Below are 22,179 nucleotides of genomic sequence, written 5' to 3'. Positions count from 1 at the left end.
TAGTAAAAGGCCGGCTCTCCTGTCCTCTCAGGACACAAAAGCCGACCCTATTTTAATACAAATCTTAAATATATTAAATGTTAAGGCTTACTCGGGCTGTCCCTCCACCCCGTCGATGGGCCTCAGATACTTTACCGTGAGCGACTTTATGGAGACGCCGCCCGACGGGAAATGCGCGCGGAAGACGCAGTTCTTCGTATACATCATGCACTCGGCTTCCTTGGTGACGAGCTCGCCGTTCGTGCCGTTCCACGTGATGACGGCGACGGGGATGCTCGTGATGTAGAGCGTCATGGGGACCTGTGCGAGCTCACCGAGATTGGAATATCCCGTGAACGCGAGAGAATAGTAGCCCTGCTTTGAGCATGTGATGCCGAAAACGAAGTCCTTGCCTCTGGAAGTCTTGGTCTTGCATTCGATCGTGACCTCATCCTCCATCGAGTAGAAGACGTCGGTATCGACTTCGACATCATCATCACTGAAGGGATTATCTACGTGGTTGATCGTGAGTTCTTTGCCTTCGACCCTGTCCATTGCGGGAGTGTTCATGGCGAAGTTCAGGATGTTGATCGCATTTCTCTGGAGCTCGGCGCGGGTGATGTTGGAGCCGTCGCCCTCAGTAAGTTCCTTGTAGGTGTCGGCTTCCAGAAGGTTCTCCCTCTCGACGGATGTGCATACCATGTAGACATCGTTCTGGGACCTTGCCATGACCGAGTGATCTTCGAGTGAATATTTCTCGGCAATAGTGACTTCCTTGTTGATGTAAGCCCACCAGTCTGTCATTACGAGACCCTTAAAGCCCCACTGTTCGCGGAGTACCATTGTGTTCTGGTCGTAATGGCAGGCGCTGTAGATATCGTTGATGCGGTTATAGCTCGTCATGACGCATCTTGCTCCGCCCTCTTTGATCGCGATCTCGAATGCGGGCAGATAGATCTCGCGGAGTGCGCGTGAAGAAACGGCAGAGCTCATCTCGCGTCTGTGAGTCTCGCGGTTGTTTGCGCAGAAGTGCTTGATTACGGGTGTTACGCCGGACTTCTCGAGAGCGCGGACCTGAGCTGCAGCCATGAGACCCGTAAGGAGAGGATCTTCGGAGAAATACTCGAAGTTCCTTCCGTTCAGGGGATGTCTGTGGATATTGATGCCGGGGCCTAAAAGCGCATCGATCCTGTTCGAGAGCATCTCGACACCCAGGAATGTGTATAGTTCTTCGACTATTTCGACGTTGAATGTCGACGCGAGGCATGTGCCGTTCGGAAGGGAGAATGCCTTCTTGCCGGAGTCGAGCCTCATGCCCGAAGGACCGTCGGTGCAGCAGAGCGTGGGAACACCCATTGCCTTAAGTTCTCTCGTGACGCCTCCGAACGCTGCGGCGGTGCCGATCGTAACCTTGGGGCTTCCCATTCCCTCTCCCCTGATTATGAGGCAGAGGTCCTCGTCCGTGAGCTGGGCGACGAATTCCTCGATGGTATTCCTGCCGTGCTTAACGTCTGCGAGCTTGATGCCCAAATCTCCCGTCTGCGGGATCTCGGGACGTACGCGCTCCATGCGCGACTCGAGATAGTTGACCGTCGCAACGGGAACGTCCTCTTCGCCCTTAGTATATGTGCCGTCGCCGTTGGGGATGGCGGTAAGGCGCTTAAATGCCTTGGTGGGTGCGAGCGCGGTGCCGAGTGCTTCGAGCATGGTGTTTTCGCCAAGATCGAAAGAGCCGACGGGCTCAGCAGAGATGAAGTCGCTTCCGAGGAAGAACTCATATGTGCCCTTCTCGAGCACGAAACCCGTTGAGCCCAATCCCGTTCTGCCGTCGTCGTCAAAAGAAGCGAACCTTCTTAAGGGTGCCTCGATGGTGACGCGTTCTTCGCCGCCTGCGGTGATATTGCCGGTCTTGGCAAATCCTGCGAGGACTCTTGCGGGCTTGGAAAGCTTGCCGTCTGGCGCCTTGCAGTAGAGCATGACGGCCTTCTTGCCTGACACTGCCCCCTTATTTCTGACGGTGACGCTTACGGTAACCTTGCCGTCTTCAAAGCTGAATTCCTTGTCCGTCAGCTCGAAATCGGTATAGGACAGACCGAAGCCGAACGGATAGAGAACGTCAGTCTTATCAAAGGTTGAGAAATATCTGTAGCCTACGAAGATGTCTTCCTGATAGACATCCTCTTTGAGGTCCTTGCAGAAGTTCGCGGAAGACGCATAGTCGTCCAAAGACTCTGCAATCGTGTCGGGAAGGCAGCCTGACGGATTGACCTTGCCCGAGAGGATCCTTGCAACGCTCAGACCGCCGGTCATGCCGGCCTGCCATACGTAGAGGACGGCCTTGATGCCGTACTTCTTGACGAACCTCATGTCGATGATGTTGCCGACGTTAAGGAGAACGACGGTCTTTTCGAATGTCTTCGATACTGTATCGAGGAGTTCTTCCTCGGTGTCGCTCAGGTAATAAGCGCCCTTGTCGGAGGAGTTGTCCCTGTCCTCGCCTGCCGTTCTTGCGATTATTATGACCGCGACGTCGTTGCGCGCGGATAATGTTTTCGAGAGTTCTTCAGATACAGGCATCTCGGGCTGTGACCATGCCTCCTTGCCCCAGCCGAGACCTGCATCTATGGGATTTTCAGCATCCCATTTGTCGTATATGTCCATGAGCTCCGCATCAAGAGTGATGTCGGGGCAGTCATTGAGACCTTCCCTGATATCCGTTACGTGGTTGACGTTGACCATGCCGCCGGAACCCGTGCCGGACTTGTAGTAGTGTGTCTGCATCCTTCCGAAAAGGGCGACGCGGGTGCCTTTTTTGAGGGGCAGAACGTTGTCATTATTCTCGAGCATGACGGTGCCTTCGCAGGCCGTCATTATGGCTGATTCCGTATATTCGTTCCAGTTAAGGGTTATCTCATTCATCGATCAATCCTCCGCTCACGGATAGTGTCAAACACCTGCAAAGGTGCTACTGCATTGAATATACAGTAATTCCGAAATGACCGACATTATATTAACCGCTTTTATTTTGTTTTTCTTGTTTTCGAGACTAACAGGATGTGAACAAGCAATTAACAAATCGCCGAAAAGCACTTAATCTTATATATTTGCAAGGTTTCTGATATTATCGTGAAACACGAAAGTCCTATAATTGCGGAAAATGAACCCCGGAAGGTATATATGGCTCCGAAAAGAACCGACACAGACATGACAAAGGGTTCGCCCATGTCGATCATACTGAAGTTCACGATGACGCTCCTGATGGGAAACATCGCCCAGCAGCTCTATAACATCGTGGACACGATCATCGTCGGCAGATATGTCAATCCGGAGGCGCTCGGCGCCGTCGGCTCCACGGGCACGATCATGTTCCTCGTAATGGGCACTTCAAACGGAATGGTCACGGGGTTCACCGTCGTAACGAGCCAGAAATACGGGGCTTTGGACAGCAAAGGTGTCAAGGCATCCGTCACCAACGGCTTCTACCTCTCCCTGGCGGTCGCCGCATTCCTCACCACGTTCAGCCTCCTGATCATGAGGCCGCTTCTGACGGCGATGAACACGCCTGACGATATTTTCGACTACGCATACGCATACATCACGACAATCTGCTCGGGCATAGTCTGCTCGATCATGTACAACCTCTGCGCCTCCCTGATGAGGGCGATCGGAAACAGCAAGATGCCGCTTATCTTCCTGCTCTGCTCCGCCGCCACCAACGTCTGCCTGGACCTCCTCTTCATAATAGGATTCGGCCTTGAGACAAGGGGTGCAGCTCTCGCGACCGTAATATCACAGGGGCTCGCCGTCATCCCGTGCGTCATCTACATCTACACGAAGATGCCAACCCTGAGGCCCTCGAAAGAAGACTGGAAGCCCGACTCACGCACCATCCGCCAGCAGCTGCGCCTCGGCATACCGATGGCGATCCAGTACGGCATCACGGCTTCGGGTACCGTCATCATGCAGAGCGCCTTCAACACCTTTGATTCCGTAGCAGTCACGGCGATCACGACCGCGAGCAAGTTCCAGGGCATCATCACCCAGGGAATGTTCACCGTCGGCCAGACCATGTCTGCCTACATCGGCCAGAATTACGGCGCACGCAACATGAAGAGGATCAGGCAGGGCGTTTCCGCAGCCATAAAGATCTTCATCGTCTACTCAGTCATCGCGGCTGGCTTTGCAATACTCTCACTCCGTTATCTGCTGTGGATCTTTTTCGATACCGAAGTCGACGTATCTGTCTACATACCGTGGGCAATGCCTTATATCATCGAGTGCGCGGTATGCTACTTCTTCCTCGCCCTGATCTTCATCTACAGAAACACGATACAGTCCGTGGGTTACGCCGGCGTCGCCACAGTACTTGGCTTCGTCGAGCTCGGCGCCAGGATGATCACGTCATTTTATTCGATCCATGTCCACAACTACTATATCGCCGTCGCCTCCGACCCGTTCGCATGGGCCATGGCCGGCATCGCGGGCGTCATAATAGCGTCAGTAATCTTTAAGAAGATAAGCAGGAGATGGGCCGCCGAGGAAGCTGCGGGTAATGCCGGCAGTAATCACCCTGGTTCGGATGTCTCGCCCGCCTCATCGGTCTCCGAAGTCTCGGAAGTATCCGAAGTGAATACGTCAAACTCGTAGCCGATGATCGTGTCATCGTAGTAATTGTAGAAGAGGATGCAGTAGAAACCCTCTTCGATTATGGTGTCCTGCGTGTAGATAACGCGGATCTCGTCCGGGTATTTTTCGACAACCTTGCCGGACGTGAAAAGATGCGTCCATTTGGGGTAAGTCTCGTTGGAGACCCTGTAAACATATTCCCAGATGTATTCGTGGCCCAGCTCGTTCAGTTCGAGAACGATCTCGAAAGTATCAGTGTCGGTGTAGCTCTCTGTGACCGGATCCCACTTGTCGCCTGTCATGTAGATATCATCGACCATGTCGAAAAAGCTCTTCATGTAATTGAGCGTGGTGTCGGTATATGAATATATCTCCGCGAGATCGTCGGCGTTCTTGAGAAGAGTCTTGCTGCCGAGCTTTTTGAACTTGAGCGTAAACGTGATGTCGACCGTGTCGGTCACGTCCATGAGCCTGGAATTGAAATCGCCGGGATTTAAGAAAATGTCTTGTTCTTGAAGGACCTTATGATAATCCTTATATGAGAAGACGGCGTCGATCGAGCATTCATCGCTCCAGAACTCCGTCTTATAACTGTTCTTGTCGACGACGCAGGTGATCGTGGAGGCGATCATGTTCTCGACCATGAGCTTCTTGTCGGGCTTGGCGTCTTCGTCGTCAGTCTCTTCTATCACGGGCATGACGTCGCCGATATGCCTGGGCTCACGGTCACAGCATTTGCTCAGTGCTTCAATGTCGCAGTTGGCGAGCGCATTAGCGATCTTCTGGGAAGTCTCGACGATATTCTCCTCGACTTCCGCGCGCGTGCTCCTGGTATGTGTATCTTCCGTTTCTGCCGTCCCGCCCGGGAAAGTGCAGGATGCGGCCGACAACATGAAACTCAGGCCCAATATTGCTGCTGTAAGCTTTTTACCGATCACGATGATAACCTCCGAACAGGCCTATTATATACCATTGTCTTTTCGCGACTAGAGAAAAGTGTGTTTTTGCTTTTATGGACGTCAGCTGCGGGGCTTGAATCTGACCCCGGCTGTTTGACAGGTAACGGAAACAAGAGGAGCTAATATTTTGATGCCTCACTCTTCGATTCGCCGAAAGTATCCCAGTTCAATGATATAAGTAACTTTGAGATACCCGTGAAGTGCAGAAATATCCCATTGGACCGTTTTTCCAGACTTTGGGATAAATTTTGAGCTCGAAAATATCCCAAAATGAGGTTTTCTTGAGGTTTGGGATAAAAAAAGAGTCAGAATTTATCCCAAAGTGAAGCATTTTGAACTTTTAGGATAATTTCACCTTCAAAAATTATCCCGCGGAGCCGAAATTTCACGTTTTGGGATAATTTCCCTTATGAACGTCGACGGACCGCCCCGCCACTATAAAGCATACCAAGAATTAAATAGATCTGACCCATACACTAAAAAAGCCGCCCCGGGACTGTTACCCGGGAGCGGCCTGTAAGTTGCATCAGTTGTCTGAATCTGAAGTTATAAGGATCAAGCCTTACCCTCTGAACCGAGAACGTACTTAATCTTGTGAGCAACCATGTCCTTAACTGCCTGACGAGCGGGCTTAAGGTACTGGCGGGGATCGAAGTGATCAGGATGCTCAGCGAAGTACTTACGGATGGTACCTGTCATAGCAAGACGGATATCGGAGTCGATGTTGATCTTGCATACAGCGAGTGTAGCTGCCTTACGGAGCTGCTCCTCAGGGATACCAACTGCATCAGGCATGTTTCCGCCGTACTCGTTAACCATCTTAACGAATTCCTGAGGTACGGAAGAAGAACCGTGAAGAACGATCGGGAAACCAGGGAGTCTCTTGATGCACTCTTCGAGAACGTCGAAACGGAGCGGCGGAGGTACGAGAATGCCGTCAGCATTTCTTGTGCACTGAGCTGCTGTGAACTTATAAGCACCGTGTGATGTACCGATAGCGATAGCAAGTGAGTCGCATCCTGTTCTGGAAACGAATTCCTCAACCTCTTCAGGTCTTGTGTAGCTCTCGTGGCCAGACTCTACGACAACCTCGTCCTCGATGCCTGCGAGTGTGCCGAGCTCAGCCTCAACAACTACGCCGTGGTCGTGAGCATACTCAACAACCTGCTTTGTGAGTGCGATGTTGTCCTCGAAAGACTTGGAAGAAGCGTCGATCATGACAGATGTGAATCCGCCGTCGATGCATGACTTACAAAGCTCGAATGTATCACCGTGGTCAAGGTGAAGAGCAATCGGGATATCAGGGTTCTCGATGATAGCTGCCTCTACGAGCTTTACGAGATATGTGTGATTAGCATAAGCTCTTGCGCCCTTAGAAACCTGAAGGATAACAGGGCTCTTGAGTTCGCCTGCTGCTTCTGTGATTCCCTGAACGATTTCCATGTTGTTTACATTGAAAGCACCAACAGCATAACCGCCGTCATAAGCCTTCTTGAACATCTCAGTCGTTGTTACCAATGCCATATATATGTCCTCCTGGATATTTTTTATAACGTACTTATCTTACAATCTTTTCGCCAAAACTCAACCGCCAAAAAGGGCAAAGTGAGTGTTATTAACAGAAGATTTCCATATAAAAGAGGCTTGTTCGGTCAAATGATTTTCGCTCAGCCCGAAAACGGGTTAGTCTTGACATACTCCAGGGGACGCCGGAACCGGACATGTCAGGTTTAAAAGCGGGTATCACGGCCCGGAAACACAAAAAGGCGCCCCGGATCAACACCCGGGACGCCTCGTTTTGAACGATCAGTTATCTTAAGCCTTACTCTCCGAGCTTGCCGCCGCACTTGGGGCAGAAAGCCTCTGCCTTCTCGAGTTCTGCATTGCAGTGGGGGCAGATGATCTTGGCAGCCTCACGCTCCTCAACGGCCTGCATGACTTCGGCTTCCTTCTTTGCCTCTTCCTTGGCATCGTCTCTCTCGGCCCAGTCATTTGCCTTTCCGACAACTGTGGCGCCGGACTTAACGATAGACTTGCCGAGCTGCTTGAAAGCGCCGCCTAAGTCCTTACCGGTCTCTTTCCAATCTTGTTTCAGACTTCCCATTGTTTATTCCTCCGAGATCAAATAGAGTTCAAAAATATAAACAAAGGATATTCGAGAGGGAATATAAAATCAAGTGTTGGGGGATTCCCGTTTTCGACCACTTATTGAATTAAAGGAACAAAAACGATAGACTTTTCGGGTTATGCGATCAACTTTACGGAGGATGCAGGAATGGACGAACAGCTCACTATGAATCAGGAAGTAAATGACGGAAGGTTCGTGGTGCCTTACGACAAGGGCCGCAAGACGATCACTTTCTATGATACTTTCGTTGACATAAACGGTGACGTAATCAAGTACGACGATATCGCGGTCATACAGTCGGGCGCGCTCAATTCCTCGTCCATGATCTACTTCTACTTCAGCAAGTCGTTCACGTACAATTTCGACTTCACCACCTATGACGGAGCCAAGCACAAGTTCAAGCGCAGCGGATATTCCGCATACGGCATCGGCACATATAAGCGCATCAAGGAGGAGTTCGAGACCGTCTCCCCCCCGTTCTACAGGATCGTCGTAAGGAGCGTCGGCGAGCGTCTGATCAACAGGATCGAAAACGGCGCGACCGCCAACATATGCGGTCTCGTCATCACAAAGGATAAGATCACTTACGAGAAGCGCAAGAAGACCATCGTTATCGACAGGAGCAATTTCGACCGTGCGATCAACTCGAACTCTGTGATGAGTAATTTCGCGCAGATATACGTAAGGGACGAGAAAAAGCCCGTGTTCAACGTGTCGCTCAACGAGCCCAACGCAAGGCTCATCGTGCCGATAGTCAATTATTTTTTCGAATACAGACCTGAAAACGCAGCCGGTCCGGCTATGCTGTAAGACTTACCTGGGGAGGAATGACTCCTGCTCGGTCTGGGCCTTCTTCTTTTCTTTCCTGGAAGTGACAATGGTCATCGTGATGCCGAGGACAGGGATCATCATGACTGCTCCTACGAGAAGGATATAGCTTGTGCGTGTCTTCGTGCAGTCAAGGAGCTCGTAGCGCAGTACCCAGCCGTCAGCTTCGGTAACGCCGATCTCTCTTAAAGTGTCGAGATAGTACTTGCGGACTTCGGTCTCCTGGCTGTCAAGTGTGCCTATAAAAGTCCTGGGCTCCATCATGATCTCGTCGGTAATGCCGTCGATATAGTCATATGTGGCGTCAGTCATGGCATCAAGGTATTCCCTGTCTGCCTTCTTCGAAACGGACAGCGGCATGATCGAGCCGTCAGCCATCCAGATGAGATAGTAATATTCGTGACCTGTGGGGATGAACGCGTAGGACTCGGTGCCTTCCGCATAGCAGCCGAGGCAGGCGATGACTTCATAGGATACCCATTTGTCCTGGTATTCCGATTTGTTCGGAGCGGCCTGCTCATATGTTCCGGCAATGTCTCCGAACAGCAGGTTTCTCATAAAGAACGCGCATGTTCCGAACAGTATCAGGCAAAGGACTGAGACGATCGCAAGTTTTACGGTGCTTTTCATAAATATTCCCCCACGCAAAAACTGTCTGATATTGTATCACAAGGGACAGTCTTTTGCGTGAGGGATTCCTGGTATCCCCGGAATATATCTGCGGCTCAGTTCTTTCCCGGTTTCTTTCCTATCCTTGCCTCGAAAACGCCGTCTTTCAGCGATGTTCCAAGATAGAGCTTTTGCTGCTCCAGGATCCTTCCGGCGATCGCCAGACCCGTGCCCGGAGTGAACTTGTCAGCACCGGTCTTATTCGTGATCGTGATGCCGTTTTTGGTGATCACAGCTTCGATCTTTGAACCGGCGGTCTTATATTTCGCGGCATTGTCGATCAGATTGAAGAGCGCCATGTTGAAGTATTCCCTGTCCGCCTTGATCACACCGTCTCCCTTTATGCCGACTTCGGCACCGGCCTTTGAAGCGGCCTCTTCGATGCAGGCGCGGACAGGTGTTTTCGTAAGCCTGATATCGGACTTCTCCGCACTCCTTAAGATTCCTTCTATGTCCCTGTTCATCTCAGATGTCTTAGTGAGGATCCGTTCGGCATAGCGGTTTTTCTCGGCGCTGTCCTCAACATCCTTGAGGTTCTCGGCATAGCCGCCAAGGATCTGCAGGGGCGTCTTCATGTTGTGGGCGAGAGCGTCGATCAGATTATTCTTGAAGATGTTGCTCTCGTATGCCTTCTTATACTGATGGTAAGGCCTTATCGCCAAAAGAAGGGGAATTCCGGCACCCAATATGAACAGTATGACCGCAAGGAATATAAGGACAGGTTTGAAGTATTCCGTATACGGCAGTGCTGTGATGACATATTCGAGCATATACTGCTTCCCGTTGTGCTCGAAGATCTCCAGCTGTCCCTGCACAAAGAGCCCGTTGTCTCTCAGACTCGCCTTGTACTTGTGATAATCCTCGGTGTCGCTCCAGACCCTGTCGTCCTCTTCGGCCTTTAAACGGAAGAGTTCTGACGTGTTTTTGGCAAGAAAGATATCCGAATGCTGCTCCAGAAATCTGTCCGGGCGGGGAGTCAGTCTGTAGATGTCCATCATTTGGACGATATCGCCGTCCTGGTTTATATAAAGATCCGCTTTGGAAGGATCCGTAAAGTCTTTGGACCTGCTTCCTAGAAACCCGGTTCCGTAGCCGTCTACCTCAATTACCTTGCCGATATGGAGGGTGTTGCCTTCAACATAGTACGTCTCCACGGACGGAAGTCTGTACTGAAACAGGCTGCCAAACTCTGATGCCGCTCTGTAAAAGCCGTTCGAATAACTGTAAGCATCAGACAGAGCCGTCTCGTTCCAGCTGTTACCGAGGTACGGATCGTAATCGAAGTCGATGCTGCCGATCTCGCTGCTCTTAACATAGTGTATCGTCCAGTCGTTATCGTTTACCACATCGGTCCTGTCGCCCAATGCCAGGAGCTCCTCATCGTCCGTAATATAAAACCATTCGCGGATGCTCTTCTCGAGCGGACAGACTCTGTAATCGGTCTCGTAAATTGTCTCAAAGCTCCCGTCCTCATTAACCTCTGAGATCTTTAAATAATCGGAACAATAAAGATCCGTGAAGATGTCGATAAAGACATCACCGAACTTTCCGTCTGCGTAGCTTTCCGTCATGGTCCGGTATTTTTCGCCTATATTGGTGAAGCCGTCAAAAAGCGACTGATCGTATACGCTGTGAAGATAAAATGACAGTCCGGCGAAGACCATGCCGGCGACTGTAAGTCCGGCAATGACCCTACCGGCCGCGAAACTGAAGTATGTTTTTCTTTTCATATAACTTCTCCCCAAGATCGAACCCCTCTGAAGGAACCTTTTTGCCTTTACGCTTTCAGGCAGGTATGTCAGTCGAACCTGTATCCCACGCCGATGAGCGTCTTTATCCTGGCTCCCTCTTTCCGGAGCTTTTTACGGAGATTCTTCACGCGGTTGTCGATGACGCGCTCGGTGATAAAGTCGTCACCGCCCCAGGCCACGGCGAGCAGTATCTTTCTCGTGACCGCCACGCCGGGGTGCTCCATCATGTACTTCAGGATCGCGTATTCCTTCGGCGGGAGATCTATGACCTCGCCTGCCACGCGCACTTCGAACTTAAGAGGATCAATGACGATCTGTCCGCTCGAAATGATCTTCCTTACCGGCTTTTCCGGTGCCGTCCTTTCCAGGAGAGCCAGGAGCTTGCTGTACAGCACGGCGATCGAAAACGGCTTGACGATGTAGTCGTCCGCACCGAGTTCATAGCCGTACAGGATATCCTCTTCCCTGACCTTTCCCGTCAGAAAGACGACCGGTATGTCCGACTTCTTCCTGATGATCCTGCAGAGTTCAAACCCGTCCAGTCCCGGCATCATGATGTCGAGAAGTATGAGATCGTAGGATTCATTAAGGATCTTCGACAAACCTATGTTGCCGTCCCCGGCAAGATCGAGCGTGATCTTGTCGCGCCTTTTGAAGTAATCCCCGATGACCTCTCTTATCTGACTGTCGTCTTCGACGAGCAAAACCCTGTACATGAGAACCTCCGTCAAGAGTATGTTACTAGTTCAGTGTATCGTTAGTGTATCGTTTTGGGAATGGGAGTATTTCGGGCACAATTCGGGAACATGAACGTAAAGACACGGGTAAAGGCCCGGCAAAAACCAATTGTAATTTTTTGAAATTGATAATCAGTTTCATATTGACACTCCAACACCCCGCCCATATAATACGTTTCCGTACCCTTTTCTTATATAAAGAAAAACCGTGCAATCTGAACCTTTAGAGGAATCATGCGTTTTATCGGAACTCACAACCTGAAAAAGACCATTACGGCCATGCTGACGGCGGGAATGCTTTTCGCATCCTGCGCTTGTTCCGCGGCCGGTTCAGGCAGCGGCAACGGAAACGGCGGCAGGCTCAAGGTCGTCGCAACAGTCTTTTCCGGGTACGACTGGGTCCGTGAGATCGCGGGCGACAGAATAAATGACATCGACTTAACGCTCCTTTTGGACAACGGTGCCGACATGCACAGCTTCCAGCCGACGGCAAAGGACATAATAAACATCTCTTCGTGCGACGTTTTCGTTTATGTCGGCGGCGAGTCGGACGGATGGGTCGAAGACGCGCTTAAAGAAGCCGTCAACAAGGACATGCAGGTCGTAAACATGATGGAACTTCTGGACGGCCGCGTCGTTGAGGAAGAGATCGTCGAAGGCATGGAGACCGAAGCTTGCGAAGACAATGACGAAGCTGAATACGATGAGCACGTCTGGCTCTCTTTAAAGAATGCACAGGTGATCGTGACAGGCATCGCCGGCGCAATGGAAAAAGCCGATCCGGCCAACGGGGCAGCCTATAAGAAAAATGCTGGAAACTATAATAAAAAGCTCGCGGAGCTCGACGGGAAGTATGCCGAAGCCGTAAAGAACGGCAGCAAGGACACGGTCCTTTTCGGCGACAGATTCCCTTTCAGATATCTGACGGACGACTACGGTCTTAACTACTATGCGGCATTCGCAGGCTGCTCGGCAGAGACCGAAGCGAGCTTTGAGACGGTCGTTTTCCTCGCCGGAAAGCTCGACGAGCTGGGCCTTAAGGTGGTGCTCGTAATAGAAGGACCGGACCACAAGGTCGCACAGACCATAGCAGACAATACAAAATCCAAGGATCAGGAGATCCTGGTGATGGATTCGATCCAAAGCACGACGTCCTCCGACAGCAGGAACGGCGTCACGTATATTTCGATCATGGAAAGCAATCTGGAAGTACTCAGAAAGGCATTGGGGTAAATCAGGATGGATCAGCTGACATGCAGAAACCTTAAACTCGGCTACGAGAACATAACCCTCACCGAAGACCTGAGCTTCAATGTCGAAAAGGGCGACTATCTCTGCATCATAGGCGAGAACGGCGCGGGCAAGTCCACGCTCATGAGAACGATCCTGCGACTTCAGAAGCCCCTCGCCGGCACCATAGAATACGGTGATGACCTGACCGCTTCAAAGATCGGGTATCTGCCGCAGCAGACCGTCGTACAGAAAGACTTCCCGGCTTCGGTATCCGAAGTCGTCCTTTCCGGGTGCCAGAACAGCCTCGGAATGCACCTTTTCTACTCGAAGCAGGCGAAAAAGGAAGCGCAGAAAAACATGGAGCGCTTAGGAATAAGCGACCTGGCGAAATGGTGCTACAGGGACCTCTCGGGCGGACAGCAGCAGCGGGTCCTCCTGGCAAGGGCACTCTGCGCCACAGAGAAGATGCTTCTCCTGGACGAGCCCGTCGCAGGTCTGGATCCGCTCGTAACGAATGAGATGTATGAGCTCATCAAAAAACTCAACGACGAAGGCATCACGGTGATCATGATCTCGCACGACATCGCGTCTTCGGTCAGATACGCAAAGCACATCCTGCACATCGGAAATGAATTCTTTTTCGGCACCGTCGAAGACTATAAGAAGTCGGCTGCGGGAAGCTCTTATCTCGAGGGCAGCTCTCCGGCCGCAGGAAACTCTGATTCCAAGGGAGGTGAGATAAAGTAATGAATACTCTCGTCACTTACCTCGCCTATCCGTTCGTAAGATACGCGCTCATCGTCGGCGTCCTGATCGCGCTCTGCTCGTCCCTTCTCGGCGTCATCCTGGTACTTAAGAGGTTCTCATACATAGGCGACGGACTGTCGCACGTAGCTTTCGGCGCGATGGCGATCGCCGCCGTCGTCGGACTCACCGACAAGATGATTCTGACACTGCCGATCACGATCGTATGCGCGATCCTTCTCCTGTGGACAGGCCAGAATACCAAGATAAAGGGCGACGCCGCGATAGCCATGATATCGGTCGGCGCTCTGGCGGTCGGCTATCTGCTGATGAATATTTTCCCGTCCTCATCAAACATCTCGGGGGACGTTTGCACCACGCTCTTCGGCTCGATGAAGATCCTCACGCTCACAAAATCCGAGGTCATCCTGAGCATAGTGCTCTCCATTGTCGTGGTCGTGCTTTTCGTCTGCTTCTACAACAGGTTCTTTGCCGTGACTTTCGATGAGAGTTTCGCGAAGGCGGTCGGCACAAAAACGAATCTTTTGAATCTCCTGATAGCAACGATAATCGCTGTCATCATCGTTCTCGCGATGAACCTGGTCGGTTCGCTCCTCGTATCCGCGCTGGTCATCTTCCCCGCTTTGTCGGCGATGCGCATCTTCAAGAGCTTCCGCTCGGTAACCGTCTGCTCCGCAGTGATCTCGGTCATCTGCGCGCTTTCCGGCATCATACTCTCGATCCTGCTCAACACGCCCGTCGGTTCAACGATCGTCGTTACCGACATCGCCGCATTCATAGTGTGCATAATAATAGGAAAGATCAGAGGCTAAAGATCAGTCCTGCATCAGCAAGATCCACTGGATTATCGATAAGGGTATTAACAGTGCCGTATCGCCGATATAAAGCCACATTAAGATCTTTCCAAATTTGTAGTCACGCCTGCTGTGGCGGACTTTGCCCATAAGCACCCAGGAAAGGACATACGAGACAAACATCAGGATAAACGGCAGAAAATTCGGTCCCGCCGAATTCACGTCATCCTGATTCATAGCTCTGATGACGACAGAAAGACCGAAAACAAGCATGAGGATCACCGGAGCCGCATATCTCAAAAAAAGCGAGATGATGCATGTTTTCTTCGCCTGGCTGTCGGTATAACCGCCATCTTCTATGCCGTAATCATTGTCGTCGAGATATGACTTTTCCATGCCGGTCACTCCGTTAGTGTTTTGCTTCCTTATGGAAGGATATTAGCATGATTGAAAATGAATTTCAATATATTTTTATCGTTTTTCGATATTTTGGAGCAGCTTGCCACGTCAGACTTTGCCTTCCTTGAACATCTTCATCATCTCGTTGGTAAGGCTGTAGTCATCCGGCTGGAGCTCGATCTCTTCCCTCGTACGCCACTCGGCGACCTTGAGTTCGCCCTCATCCATCCTTATCGTGTCATCGCCGTCGACATCGCAATAGAACCCGACGAGGATATCATCGACGATACCCCACGGCTGCGACTTGTAGTAACGGATATTCTTAACCTTCAGGCCTGTCTCCTCCATCGCCTCGCGCGCAACGGTCTGCTCGAGCGTCTCGCCGATCTCCGTAAATCCGGCCACGAGCGCGAAATGGGCAAAGCCGGTCTTGTACTTGGTCACAAGGATCTTATCCCCGTTAGTGATGCCGACGATGACCGCAGGGATTATCCTGGGGTAGACCAGATTGCCGCACTCACAGCGGATCGCGCGCTCGGTGTCATCAAGGCGCGTCTTCTTCCCGCACCTTCCGCAGTATGCGTTGTCCCTGTACCATCGGGCAAGCTGATATGCCGTATGAGCCAGGAACACCCTGCTCTTTTTCGCCGTACCGGAACGCCTGAAGGCGCGTACGTTGACGAATTCATATCCTCCGGGCACAGCAAAACCCTCATCGCCCGTCACGTCGAGCAGGAAGTATTCATTCTCGCCTTCGAACTCGAAAAGATAGATGAGACGGTCAGCGTCTGTGCCCAGCTCAGAAAGCCGCGGAAACAGATCGCCGTTTACCAGAACCTCATCGCCCTTCATGACAATGATGAGACTCTCATCAGCGGCCCTCCGCGCAGGGTCGTAACGGTTTATCAGCTTATGCGGTTGTATATCCTGGATCATTTAGAAAGTGAACGTCTCCGGAGCAGCGGTAAATGAGCTGAACGTAGCTGTGGCATCCTTGAAATAAAGAACCTGGGTGTTGTCGTCGTCAGCGCTGTACATGAACTTGAGCTCAGGGTGCTTGTCGAGCATTGCTACCTTAACGTCGCGGGAATCGTCGTTGATGAGTTCGCCTGCAACGCGGAGCCATGTGCCAGTCTCACCGTCGAAAGCACAGATCTCAGCCTTGGGATTTGCAGCGAGCTGCTTTGAAACGGGCTTTACCTTGCCTGTCTGGATATAGAGCTTTCCGTCGTAAACGAGTACTGTTCCGAACGGTCTTACTCTCGGCTGGTCGCCGTCGACTGTCGCCAGATAATATGTCTTTGTCTTTTCTAAGAATTCACAAACTTTTTCAATGCCTGCCATGGTAATGGTTCCTTTCTGCGTGTTTTCTGTTTTAGATTCTACCGCTAATTTTCTTGATAATCACTCCGGATTCTTCCCTTCAGCTTCAGCTATTATCTTCTTCATGTCTTCAAGCAGCTGTCATCAAATATCACTGCGGTTCCCATGACCCCTGCTGCCTGAGGCCTGTCGCGGCGGCTTCCTTTTCGATCAGTGCGAGCTCTTCATCGGAGAGGACCACATCGATCGCTTCGGCGAGTTTTTGCACATGCGACGGTTTGGTGATGCCGACTATGGGCAGCGCGCCTTTGGATAGAGCCCAGAGAATGGGCACCTGCGACGGGTCAATGCCGTGCTTTTCAGCGATGCCGCGCATGCAGCTGAGAAGACCTTCTATCCTGACAAATTTGGATTTTGGAAATAATAAGTTCCTAAACGAAAAGACCGGGAAATGGTTCTTTGCGCTGTAGTGTCCCGAGAGAGCGCCCTGCTCGAGGACCATATAGGCATAGTAACGGATACCGTTTGCATTGCAGTAGTCGATTATAGGCTGCTGATCGTTCCTCAAAAGGCTGAAATGGTTTTGGACCGCGCCGAGTTTAAGTCCTTCTTTCGCCAGGAACTCCTGCGCCTTCTTTATGTGTTCGAGCGACACGTTTGAAGTGCCGATAGCCTTTATCTTTCCGGCTTTCATGAGCGGTACCGCTTCCGCCAGGTTCGCTTCCAGATTGTTTGGAACGTGTATCCAGAACAGGTCGCAGTTATCCCTGCCGAGCCTGGCCATGCTCTCACCGAAAGACTTTGTAAGCTCACCGCTCTTGTATTTCTTTGCGGGCATAAACTTTGTCGAAATGAATATGTCGCCGTGCCCTTTGATAAGTGTTCCGAGCAGCGTCTCGCACGAGCCCATGCCGTAAACCGCCGCCGTGTCCCAGTTCAGGAATCCGAGCTTTACCGCTTCCTCGAACGATTTCTTCAGTACTTCTGCGTCCTGCTTCTTTCCGAAAACCATCGAGGAACCGTTCATTCCGGAGCCCCACGCCCATGTGCCGATCAGGATGTCTTTCATGATGTCCACCTCCTGCCTGAGACTTTACCACGCTTCCGGGAATCGCGCCTTGATGTTTGTTAAGACACCTTCAAAATGAAGTCTCACACTTCGAATCGGAATATTCGTCCTTAAGCGTCCATACTATAACGTGTCTGACCATAACTTTTCCTCCGTTTTTCAGCTGTTCTGATCCGTCACCCGAAATCCGACTCCCTGTAGTAGCCGGAATCTATAAGGATCTCATGGTAGTTGTCTGCAGTGACAAAGACAGGTTCACAGAAAAAAGCCGGAACGGTCTTTTTGCCGTTGTTATATGTGGTCGTGTCATCAGGAACAACATTGCTGATGCTGCCGTACATGATCTGATCGACTATATCGGCAGTCCGCCCGACAAGGTTACGCGTGTCCTTGAACACGGACATTGCCTGCTTGCCGTTAAGGATGTGCTTTACGTTGACTATGTCGCAGTCCTGGCCTGTGATGACAGGATATTTATCACCCGTATAAAAACCGTCGAGAGCATTTATGACGCCCAGCGCCGTCGAGTCATTGGAGCATATCCACGCGTCGATCACATCGCCTTTGTCATAATATGCCGCAAGGATGTTCTCGGCTCTCGCCTGGGCTTTATCGGTACTCCATGCAGATGTCGCGACATCCATGAAATCGGTCTGGCCGGAAACGACCACGATACGGCCCTGATCGATGTAGGGCTCAAGAACGTCATAGGCTCCGGCGTAGAAAAGGCGGGCATATTCGTCACTCGGATCGCCGGCGGTAAATTCGAACCTGAAGGTATCGGAAGAACCTTCGATGCCGAGCGCGTTTATGGCATATGTCGCCTGGATAGCGCCGACCGCATACTGGTCGAACGTCATATAGTAATCGACATATTGAGTGTCCTTGATGAGGCGGTCATAAGCTATGACCGTGACACCGTTTTCGGCAGCCAGGGCAAGCTCGTCACCCAGTGCAACAGAATCGATCGCAGCAATAACGAGCACTCCGCAGCCTGACGCTATAAGGTTCCCGATCTGGCTCTTCTGCGTTGCCACGGAGTTATCCGCATATCTGAGCTCAACTTCATAACCCATGTTCTCAAGTTTCTCTTGCAGGAGATGGCCGTCATCGTCCCATCTTTTCAGCAGGTCCGTGGGCATCGATATTCCGACTTTTCCATTATATGCGTATACGCCCGGATCGATTATCTCTTCCCTTAACTCGATATCGTCCACGATGCTATGCAGGAAATCTTTGAACTTGGCGTCGGACTTTTTGGAAACGAGCCATTCGCCGTCGTCACAGACCATCTTGAACTCGAACTCTTCCTTGAGCTTCTTCTTTTCGGGTACTTTCTTTATCTCGTCGACAATGTCATAGAGCTCGTAATCGTAACGGCCGTCTGAGATCTTCTCGGCATCCGCGTATTTGAATTCTATGAGGATCTTTCCTTCCCTGTCCTTCTCGGTTATCTCTGATCTCAAGACCTCATAAGAAGCGGTTTCCTGGACCGCACAGCAGATCTCGTTCTGTTCCTCCGTAACGCTGAAAGTCGCCTCTTCCTTTGTGTCAACATAACGGCCTGCAGGCCTGTCGTCAAAGACCCTCTGCATGTAGGAATCGAGAGTCTCTTCCATCTGTTTTTTTGCTTTTGAATCGCCTGCGGAATCGCAACCCGCCGCTCCCGCGAGCAGCACTATCGACATAACGGCAGCAATGACTTTTATCGCTTTCATAACGCGCCTCCCGAAAACATTCCGGCATCCCCATAAACAACAGCCGGCCTTGGGACTCTGACCCTGATCCGGACTTTATAATTATATCATCCGCAAAGGTATTACCCGAAACATATTGAAGAGCGTTTCCTTATGTGATATCTTTGTTTTTGAACACGTTCAATAATCGGAGGCGCCCCATGCAGAAGGACGAGAAACTCAACATCACAAAGGACAAACTGATCGACGCGACTTTCGGACTGATGGAAGAAGCGGATGATCCGCTCAACGTCACGTCCAGGCAGATCGCCGAGCGCGCGGGCACCAAGCCCTCCATGATCAACTATTGCTTCGGCTCAAGGGAGAACCTCATCTACCAGACGTTTCAGAAGCAGTACATGAGCTTCCTCAAAGAGACCGAGGTGGCAAAGCTCCTTGCATCGGACATCGCCCCGAAGGAGCTTTTGAAAAAGCTCCATTTCATAGTCGCGAAATGCCTGGTCGAGAACCCCAAATTCACCAAGGCCATCTCAGGTTACGTCCTCTTCAACAGGGACCTCTCGCAGGAATCCTTCAGCTTCCAATACGTTAAGAAACACTACGCCGGCAAGAAGACCGACAAGGAATGCAGACTGATCGCATATGAGATGTCCGCCATGATGCAGCTGATCGTGTGCAGGAAGGAAGACCTGAAGAAGGATTTCGGCATCGACCTTGATAAAGACAAAGAACTTAAGAAATACATCGACATGAGGATAGACCTCCTGCTGGCAGACTGACATGGACTATATTTTCGATCTGAAAACATTACCTGAGTCAAAACTCGGGAACGCCGGCGGCAAGGCATCTTCCCTGTCGCTCATGATGAAGAACCTCAAGATGAACATCCCTTCCGGGTATGTTATCTGCGCGGACGCTTTTAAGGACGGGAAGCTTACGGACGCAGCGGCTTCCGAGCTTAACGGGCTCATAGCAGGACTTTCCGGGAATAAGACCTACGCGGTAAGGTCTTCCGCACTGGGCGAAGACGGTGAGAACAATTCTTTCGCAGGGCAGTACGAGACACTGACAGACGTCGCAAAAGACGGGATCATTGACGCCGTTGCCACGGTCGCCGCTTCGGCAAAGAACGCGCGCGTCGAGAACTACAAAGACCAAAACGGCCTGGGCGTCGAAGGCATCGGCGTCGTAATCCAGGAGTTCGTTCATGCGGACTTCGCGGGCGTTATCTTCACGTCTGACGTCATCACGGGAAAGGACGACAGGATCGTCGGCAACTATGTCAGAGGCGAAGGCGAGAAGCTCGTGTCAGGCAGCGAGAATGCCGAAGAATTCAGGATCGGCGCGATCGAATACTCTTACGAAGGCAATAAAGAGATGGAGCCCTATGCCGGGACTCTCCGCAAATATTCGCTCGCAATCCGCTCGTTCTACAAAGTCCCGATGGATATCGAATGGGCAGTCGCCAGGGGCCGTGTATACATCCTTCAGGCCCGCCCCATCACGACACTTACCAGACACTCGGTAAAAGATTACGACATCAACGGAACCCGCTCGGGCTACAAGCTCCTCACCAAGACCAACGTCGGCGAGATCTTCATGAAGCCCGTAAGCCCCATGACCTTCAGCGTGCTCGAAAAGATCAACGACGTATTGGGACTCCCCGACTGGCTCGACAATGTCTGCGGCCAGGCGTACATGAACATATCCGTCATGTGCTCGCTCCTCGTAAGCTTCGGAGAGACGCCCGCAAAAGCATACGGATCAGTACGCGATCTCGTGGGCGAGATCCCTTCCGGCATTGAGATACCGTTATCCCCTTTCGACAAAAAGGATTTCATGCACAAACTAAAGCTGCTCTTCTTCCCGAAGGAAAGGTCTTCCCTCACGAAAAAAGAAAAGCACGAGATGGTAGAAAACCTGGACTCCATATCAGACGACCTCATCCTGAAGATAAAAAAGGTGGAAAGCAGCACGGAACTCATGAGCTTCTGGGACGAAGTGCTGCAGCCCTATCTGAATGACGGCCTTGCATCGATAATGACCGAGAGCGGATTGTCTCTGCTTCCCCTTTTCGGCACGCGCAAAAAGATCGCTGAGATCGCCGGCGAGGACCTGGCAAACCGCCTATGCACCGGCTGCGTCGGCGTTATCGCATCAATGAAGCCGATGCTCCTTTTGGAGGACGTCGCATCAGGAAAGATGTCCCGTGAGGAATACATCAGGGTCTGCGGCCACCGCTCAGCCAACGAGATGGAACTGATGGAACCGAGACCCTACGAAGATCCTTCCTTCCCGGACAAGCTCCTCAAAGACCGCCCGGAAGACGGTCCCGATCTTCATAAGATACTGGAGGAACAGGAGGCCGCATACAAAGAAGCACTTGCCGAATTCAAGGCAAAGTACCCTTCCAAGCGAAAGTGGATCGACAAAGAGACAGCAAAATTCATCCACGCCAACGACTTCAGGGAAGACATCCGCAGCAAGGGCGTCCGCATCTTCTGCGTCTTCAGGGAATACTGCCTCAGGGCAGGTGCCCTGAACGGACTTGGCGACGACATCTTCATGCTGAGCTATCAGGAGATGTTCTCGCTCTTAAAGGGCGATAAGACCGCACTTGAGTTCATCCCCGCGCGCAGGGAATCCTATTCGCGTTACCTCTCATATCCGTCCTTCCCTAACCTTGTAGTCGGCAGGTTCGATCCCGACGGGTGGCTCAAAGATCCCGGCAGACGTTACGACATTTTCGTAAGCGGCAGCACCGCGGGTGCGGATCTCCCGTCCGACGTCAAAGGCTTTGCCGGCGCCGCGGGAGTGGTCACGGGAACAGTCCGCGTCATAGATGATGTAAGTCAGACAGAAGAGATAATCCCGGGCGAGATCCTCGTCACGCGCGCCACAAACATCGGCTGGACAGTCGCATTCCATAAGGTGTCCGCCATAGTCACGGACATCGGCGCCCCGCTCTCCCACGCGGCGATCGTCGCAAGAGAATTCGGCATCCCCGCAGTAGTCGGCTGCCGCAACGCGACGACAGTCCTCAAGACCGGCGATGTCGTTACGGTCGACGGCGGAAAAGGAACGGTCACGATTGTTGAAAGCGGTAAATAGCATGGTCAAGAATCCCTGACATTTCAATGCAACACAGGCTCGACCCAAGCTGTAATAGTATCGTCAAGGCATAATATATTAATTTATGTTACTATTACCGCAAGAACCAAC

Annotated in this window: 19 protein-coding genes; 7 read left to right on the top strand and 12 right to left on the bottom strand. The window is 51.6% G+C overall.

Annotated features, from left to right (window positions below; all coding sequences use genetic code 11):
* Positions 1-87: 87 nt before the first annotated feature.
* A complete protein-coding gene (locus BO18_RS25260; protein WP_034450447.1) occupies positions 88-2,898 on the bottom strand; it encodes a glycoside hydrolase family 3 protein in 2,811 nt (936 codons plus the stop codon).
* A gap of 258 nt (positions 2,899-3,156) precedes the next feature.
* On the opposite strand from BO18_RS25260, the gene BO18_RS25255 reads away from it, so the two are divergent.
* The gene (locus tag BO18_RS25255; RefSeq protein WP_066738449.1) at positions 3,157-4,626 is read left to right on the top strand and encodes an MATE family efflux transporter; all 1,470 of its coding nucleotides are present in this window, start codon (positions 3,157-3,159) and stop codon (positions 4,624-4,626) included.
* On the opposite strand, the gene BO18_RS25250 is transcribed toward BO18_RS25255, so the two are convergent.
* From BO18_RS25250 to BO18_RS25240, 3 genes are all read right to left on the bottom strand, one after another.
* Positions 4,545-5,543, bottom strand: coding sequence for a hypothetical protein (locus BO18_RS25250; RefSeq protein ID WP_034450446.1), 999 nt, complete (start codon positions 5,541-5,543; stop codon positions 4,545-4,547). The genes BO18_RS25255 and BO18_RS25250 overlap by 82 nt on opposite strands.
* Positions 5,544-6,119: 576 nt before the next feature.
* Positions 6,120-7,088, bottom strand: a complete 969-nt coding sequence (gene fba, locus BO18_RS25245; protein WP_034450445.1) for a class II fructose-1,6-bisphosphate aldolase — start codon at positions 7,086-7,088, stop codon at positions 6,120-6,122.
* A 298-nt stretch (positions 7,089-7,386) separates the two neighbouring features.
* On the bottom strand, positions 7,387-7,668 hold the full coding sequence (locus BO18_RS25240) for a zinc ribbon domain-containing protein (protein ID WP_034450444.1): 282 nt from the start codon (positions 7,666-7,668) through the stop codon (positions 7,387-7,389).
* 171 nt (positions 7,669-7,839) lie between these two features.
* Between BO18_RS25240 and BO18_RS25235 the strand changes: the two genes are divergently transcribed.
* Positions 7,840-8,502: a hypothetical protein gene (locus BO18_RS25235; RefSeq protein ID WP_034450443.1), complete on the top strand. Its 663-nt coding sequence runs from the start codon at positions 7,840-7,842 to the stop codon at positions 8,500-8,502.
* A gap of 3 nt (positions 8,503-8,505) precedes the next feature.
* On the opposite strand, the gene BO18_RS25230 is transcribed toward BO18_RS25235, so the two are convergent.
* The 3 genes from BO18_RS25230 to BO18_RS25220 form a co-directional block, all read right to left on the bottom strand.
* Positions 8,506-9,150 (bottom strand): DUF6709 family protein, encoded by a 645-nt coding sequence (locus tag BO18_RS25230; protein WP_034450442.1) that lies wholly within the window; start codon positions 9,148-9,150, stop codon positions 8,506-8,508.
* Positions 9,151-9,245: 95 nt separating this feature from the next.
* Positions 9,246-10,919: a sensor histidine kinase gene (locus BO18_RS25225; protein WP_034450441.1), complete on the bottom strand. Its 1,674-nt coding sequence runs from the start codon at positions 10,917-10,919 to the stop codon at positions 9,246-9,248.
* Between the two features lie 68 nt (positions 10,920-10,987).
* Positions 10,988-11,656, bottom strand: a complete 669-nt coding sequence (locus BO18_RS25220) for a response regulator transcription factor (protein ID WP_034450440.1) — start codon at positions 11,654-11,656, stop codon at positions 10,988-10,990.
* A gap of 255 nt (positions 11,657-11,911) precedes the next feature.
* Here BO18_RS25220 and BO18_RS25215 point away from each other — a divergent pair, with 255 nt between their 5' ends.
* From BO18_RS25215 to BO18_RS25205, 3 genes are read left to right on the top strand one after another with little or no spacing between them, the layout of a single operon-like run.
* The gene (locus tag BO18_RS25215; protein ID WP_185752572.1) at positions 11,912-12,910 is read left to right on the top strand and encodes a metal ABC transporter substrate-binding protein; all 999 of its coding nucleotides are present in this window, start codon (positions 11,912-11,914) and stop codon (positions 12,908-12,910) included.
* Positions 12,911-12,916: 6 nt separating this feature from the next.
* Positions 12,917-13,657, top strand: a complete 741-nt coding sequence (locus BO18_RS25210) for a metal ABC transporter ATP-binding protein (RefSeq protein WP_051689144.1) — start codon at positions 12,917-12,919, stop codon at positions 13,655-13,657.
* Entirely contained in the window at positions 13,657-14,487 is an 831-nt protein-coding gene (locus BO18_RS25205) for a metal ABC transporter permease (protein WP_034450439.1), read from the top strand. The genes BO18_RS25210 and BO18_RS25205 overlap by 1 nt, the downstream gene beginning before the upstream one ends.
* A 3-nt stretch (positions 14,488-14,490) precedes the next feature.
* Here the strand turns inward: BO18_RS25205 and BO18_RS25200 are convergent, their stop codons facing one another.
* The 5 genes from BO18_RS25200 to BO18_RS25180 form a co-directional block, all read right to left on the bottom strand.
* Positions 14,491-14,865, bottom strand: a complete 375-nt coding sequence (locus BO18_RS25200) for a hypothetical protein (protein ID WP_034450438.1) — start codon at positions 14,863-14,865, stop codon at positions 14,491-14,493.
* A 111-nt stretch (positions 14,866-14,976) separates the two neighbouring features.
* Positions 14,977-15,804: an NAD(+) diphosphatase gene (gene nudC, locus BO18_RS25195; RefSeq protein WP_034450436.1), complete on the bottom strand. Its 828-nt coding sequence runs from the start codon at positions 15,802-15,804 to the stop codon at positions 14,977-14,979.
* Positions 15,805-16,212, bottom strand: coding sequence for a pyridoxamine 5'-phosphate oxidase family protein (locus BO18_RS25190; RefSeq protein WP_330379635.1), 408 nt, complete (start codon positions 16,210-16,212; stop codon positions 15,805-15,807).
* A 130-nt stretch (positions 16,213-16,342) separates the two neighbouring features.
* Positions 16,343-17,260, bottom strand: coding sequence for an aldo/keto reductase (locus BO18_RS25185; protein ID WP_034450435.1), 918 nt, complete (start codon positions 17,258-17,260; stop codon positions 16,343-16,345).
* Positions 17,261-17,436: 176 nt separating this feature from the next.
* Entirely contained in the window at positions 17,437-18,978 is a 1,542-nt protein-coding gene (locus BO18_RS25180; protein ID WP_242856605.1) for a substrate-binding domain-containing protein, read from the bottom strand.
* A 179-nt stretch (positions 18,979-19,157) separates the two neighbouring features.
* Between BO18_RS25180 and BO18_RS25175 the strand changes: the two genes are divergently transcribed.
* Together BO18_RS25175 and BO18_RS36170 are read left to right on the top strand one after the other, a co-directional pair.
* Positions 19,158-19,736: a hypothetical protein gene (locus BO18_RS25175; protein WP_034450434.1), complete on the top strand. Its 579-nt coding sequence runs from the start codon at positions 19,158-19,160 to the stop codon at positions 19,734-19,736.
* A gap of 1 nt (position 19,737) precedes the next feature.
* Positions 19,738-22,068, top strand: a complete 2,331-nt coding sequence (locus tag BO18_RS36170) for a PEP/pyruvate-binding domain-containing protein (RefSeq protein WP_034450433.1) — start codon at positions 19,738-19,740, stop codon at positions 22,066-22,068.
* Positions 22,069-22,179 lie beyond the last annotated feature (111 nt).

The sequence above is a fragment of the Butyrivibrio sp. AE2032 genome (assembly GCF_000702965.1).
This window is presented reverse-complemented; position numbering and strand designations above follow the sequence as displayed.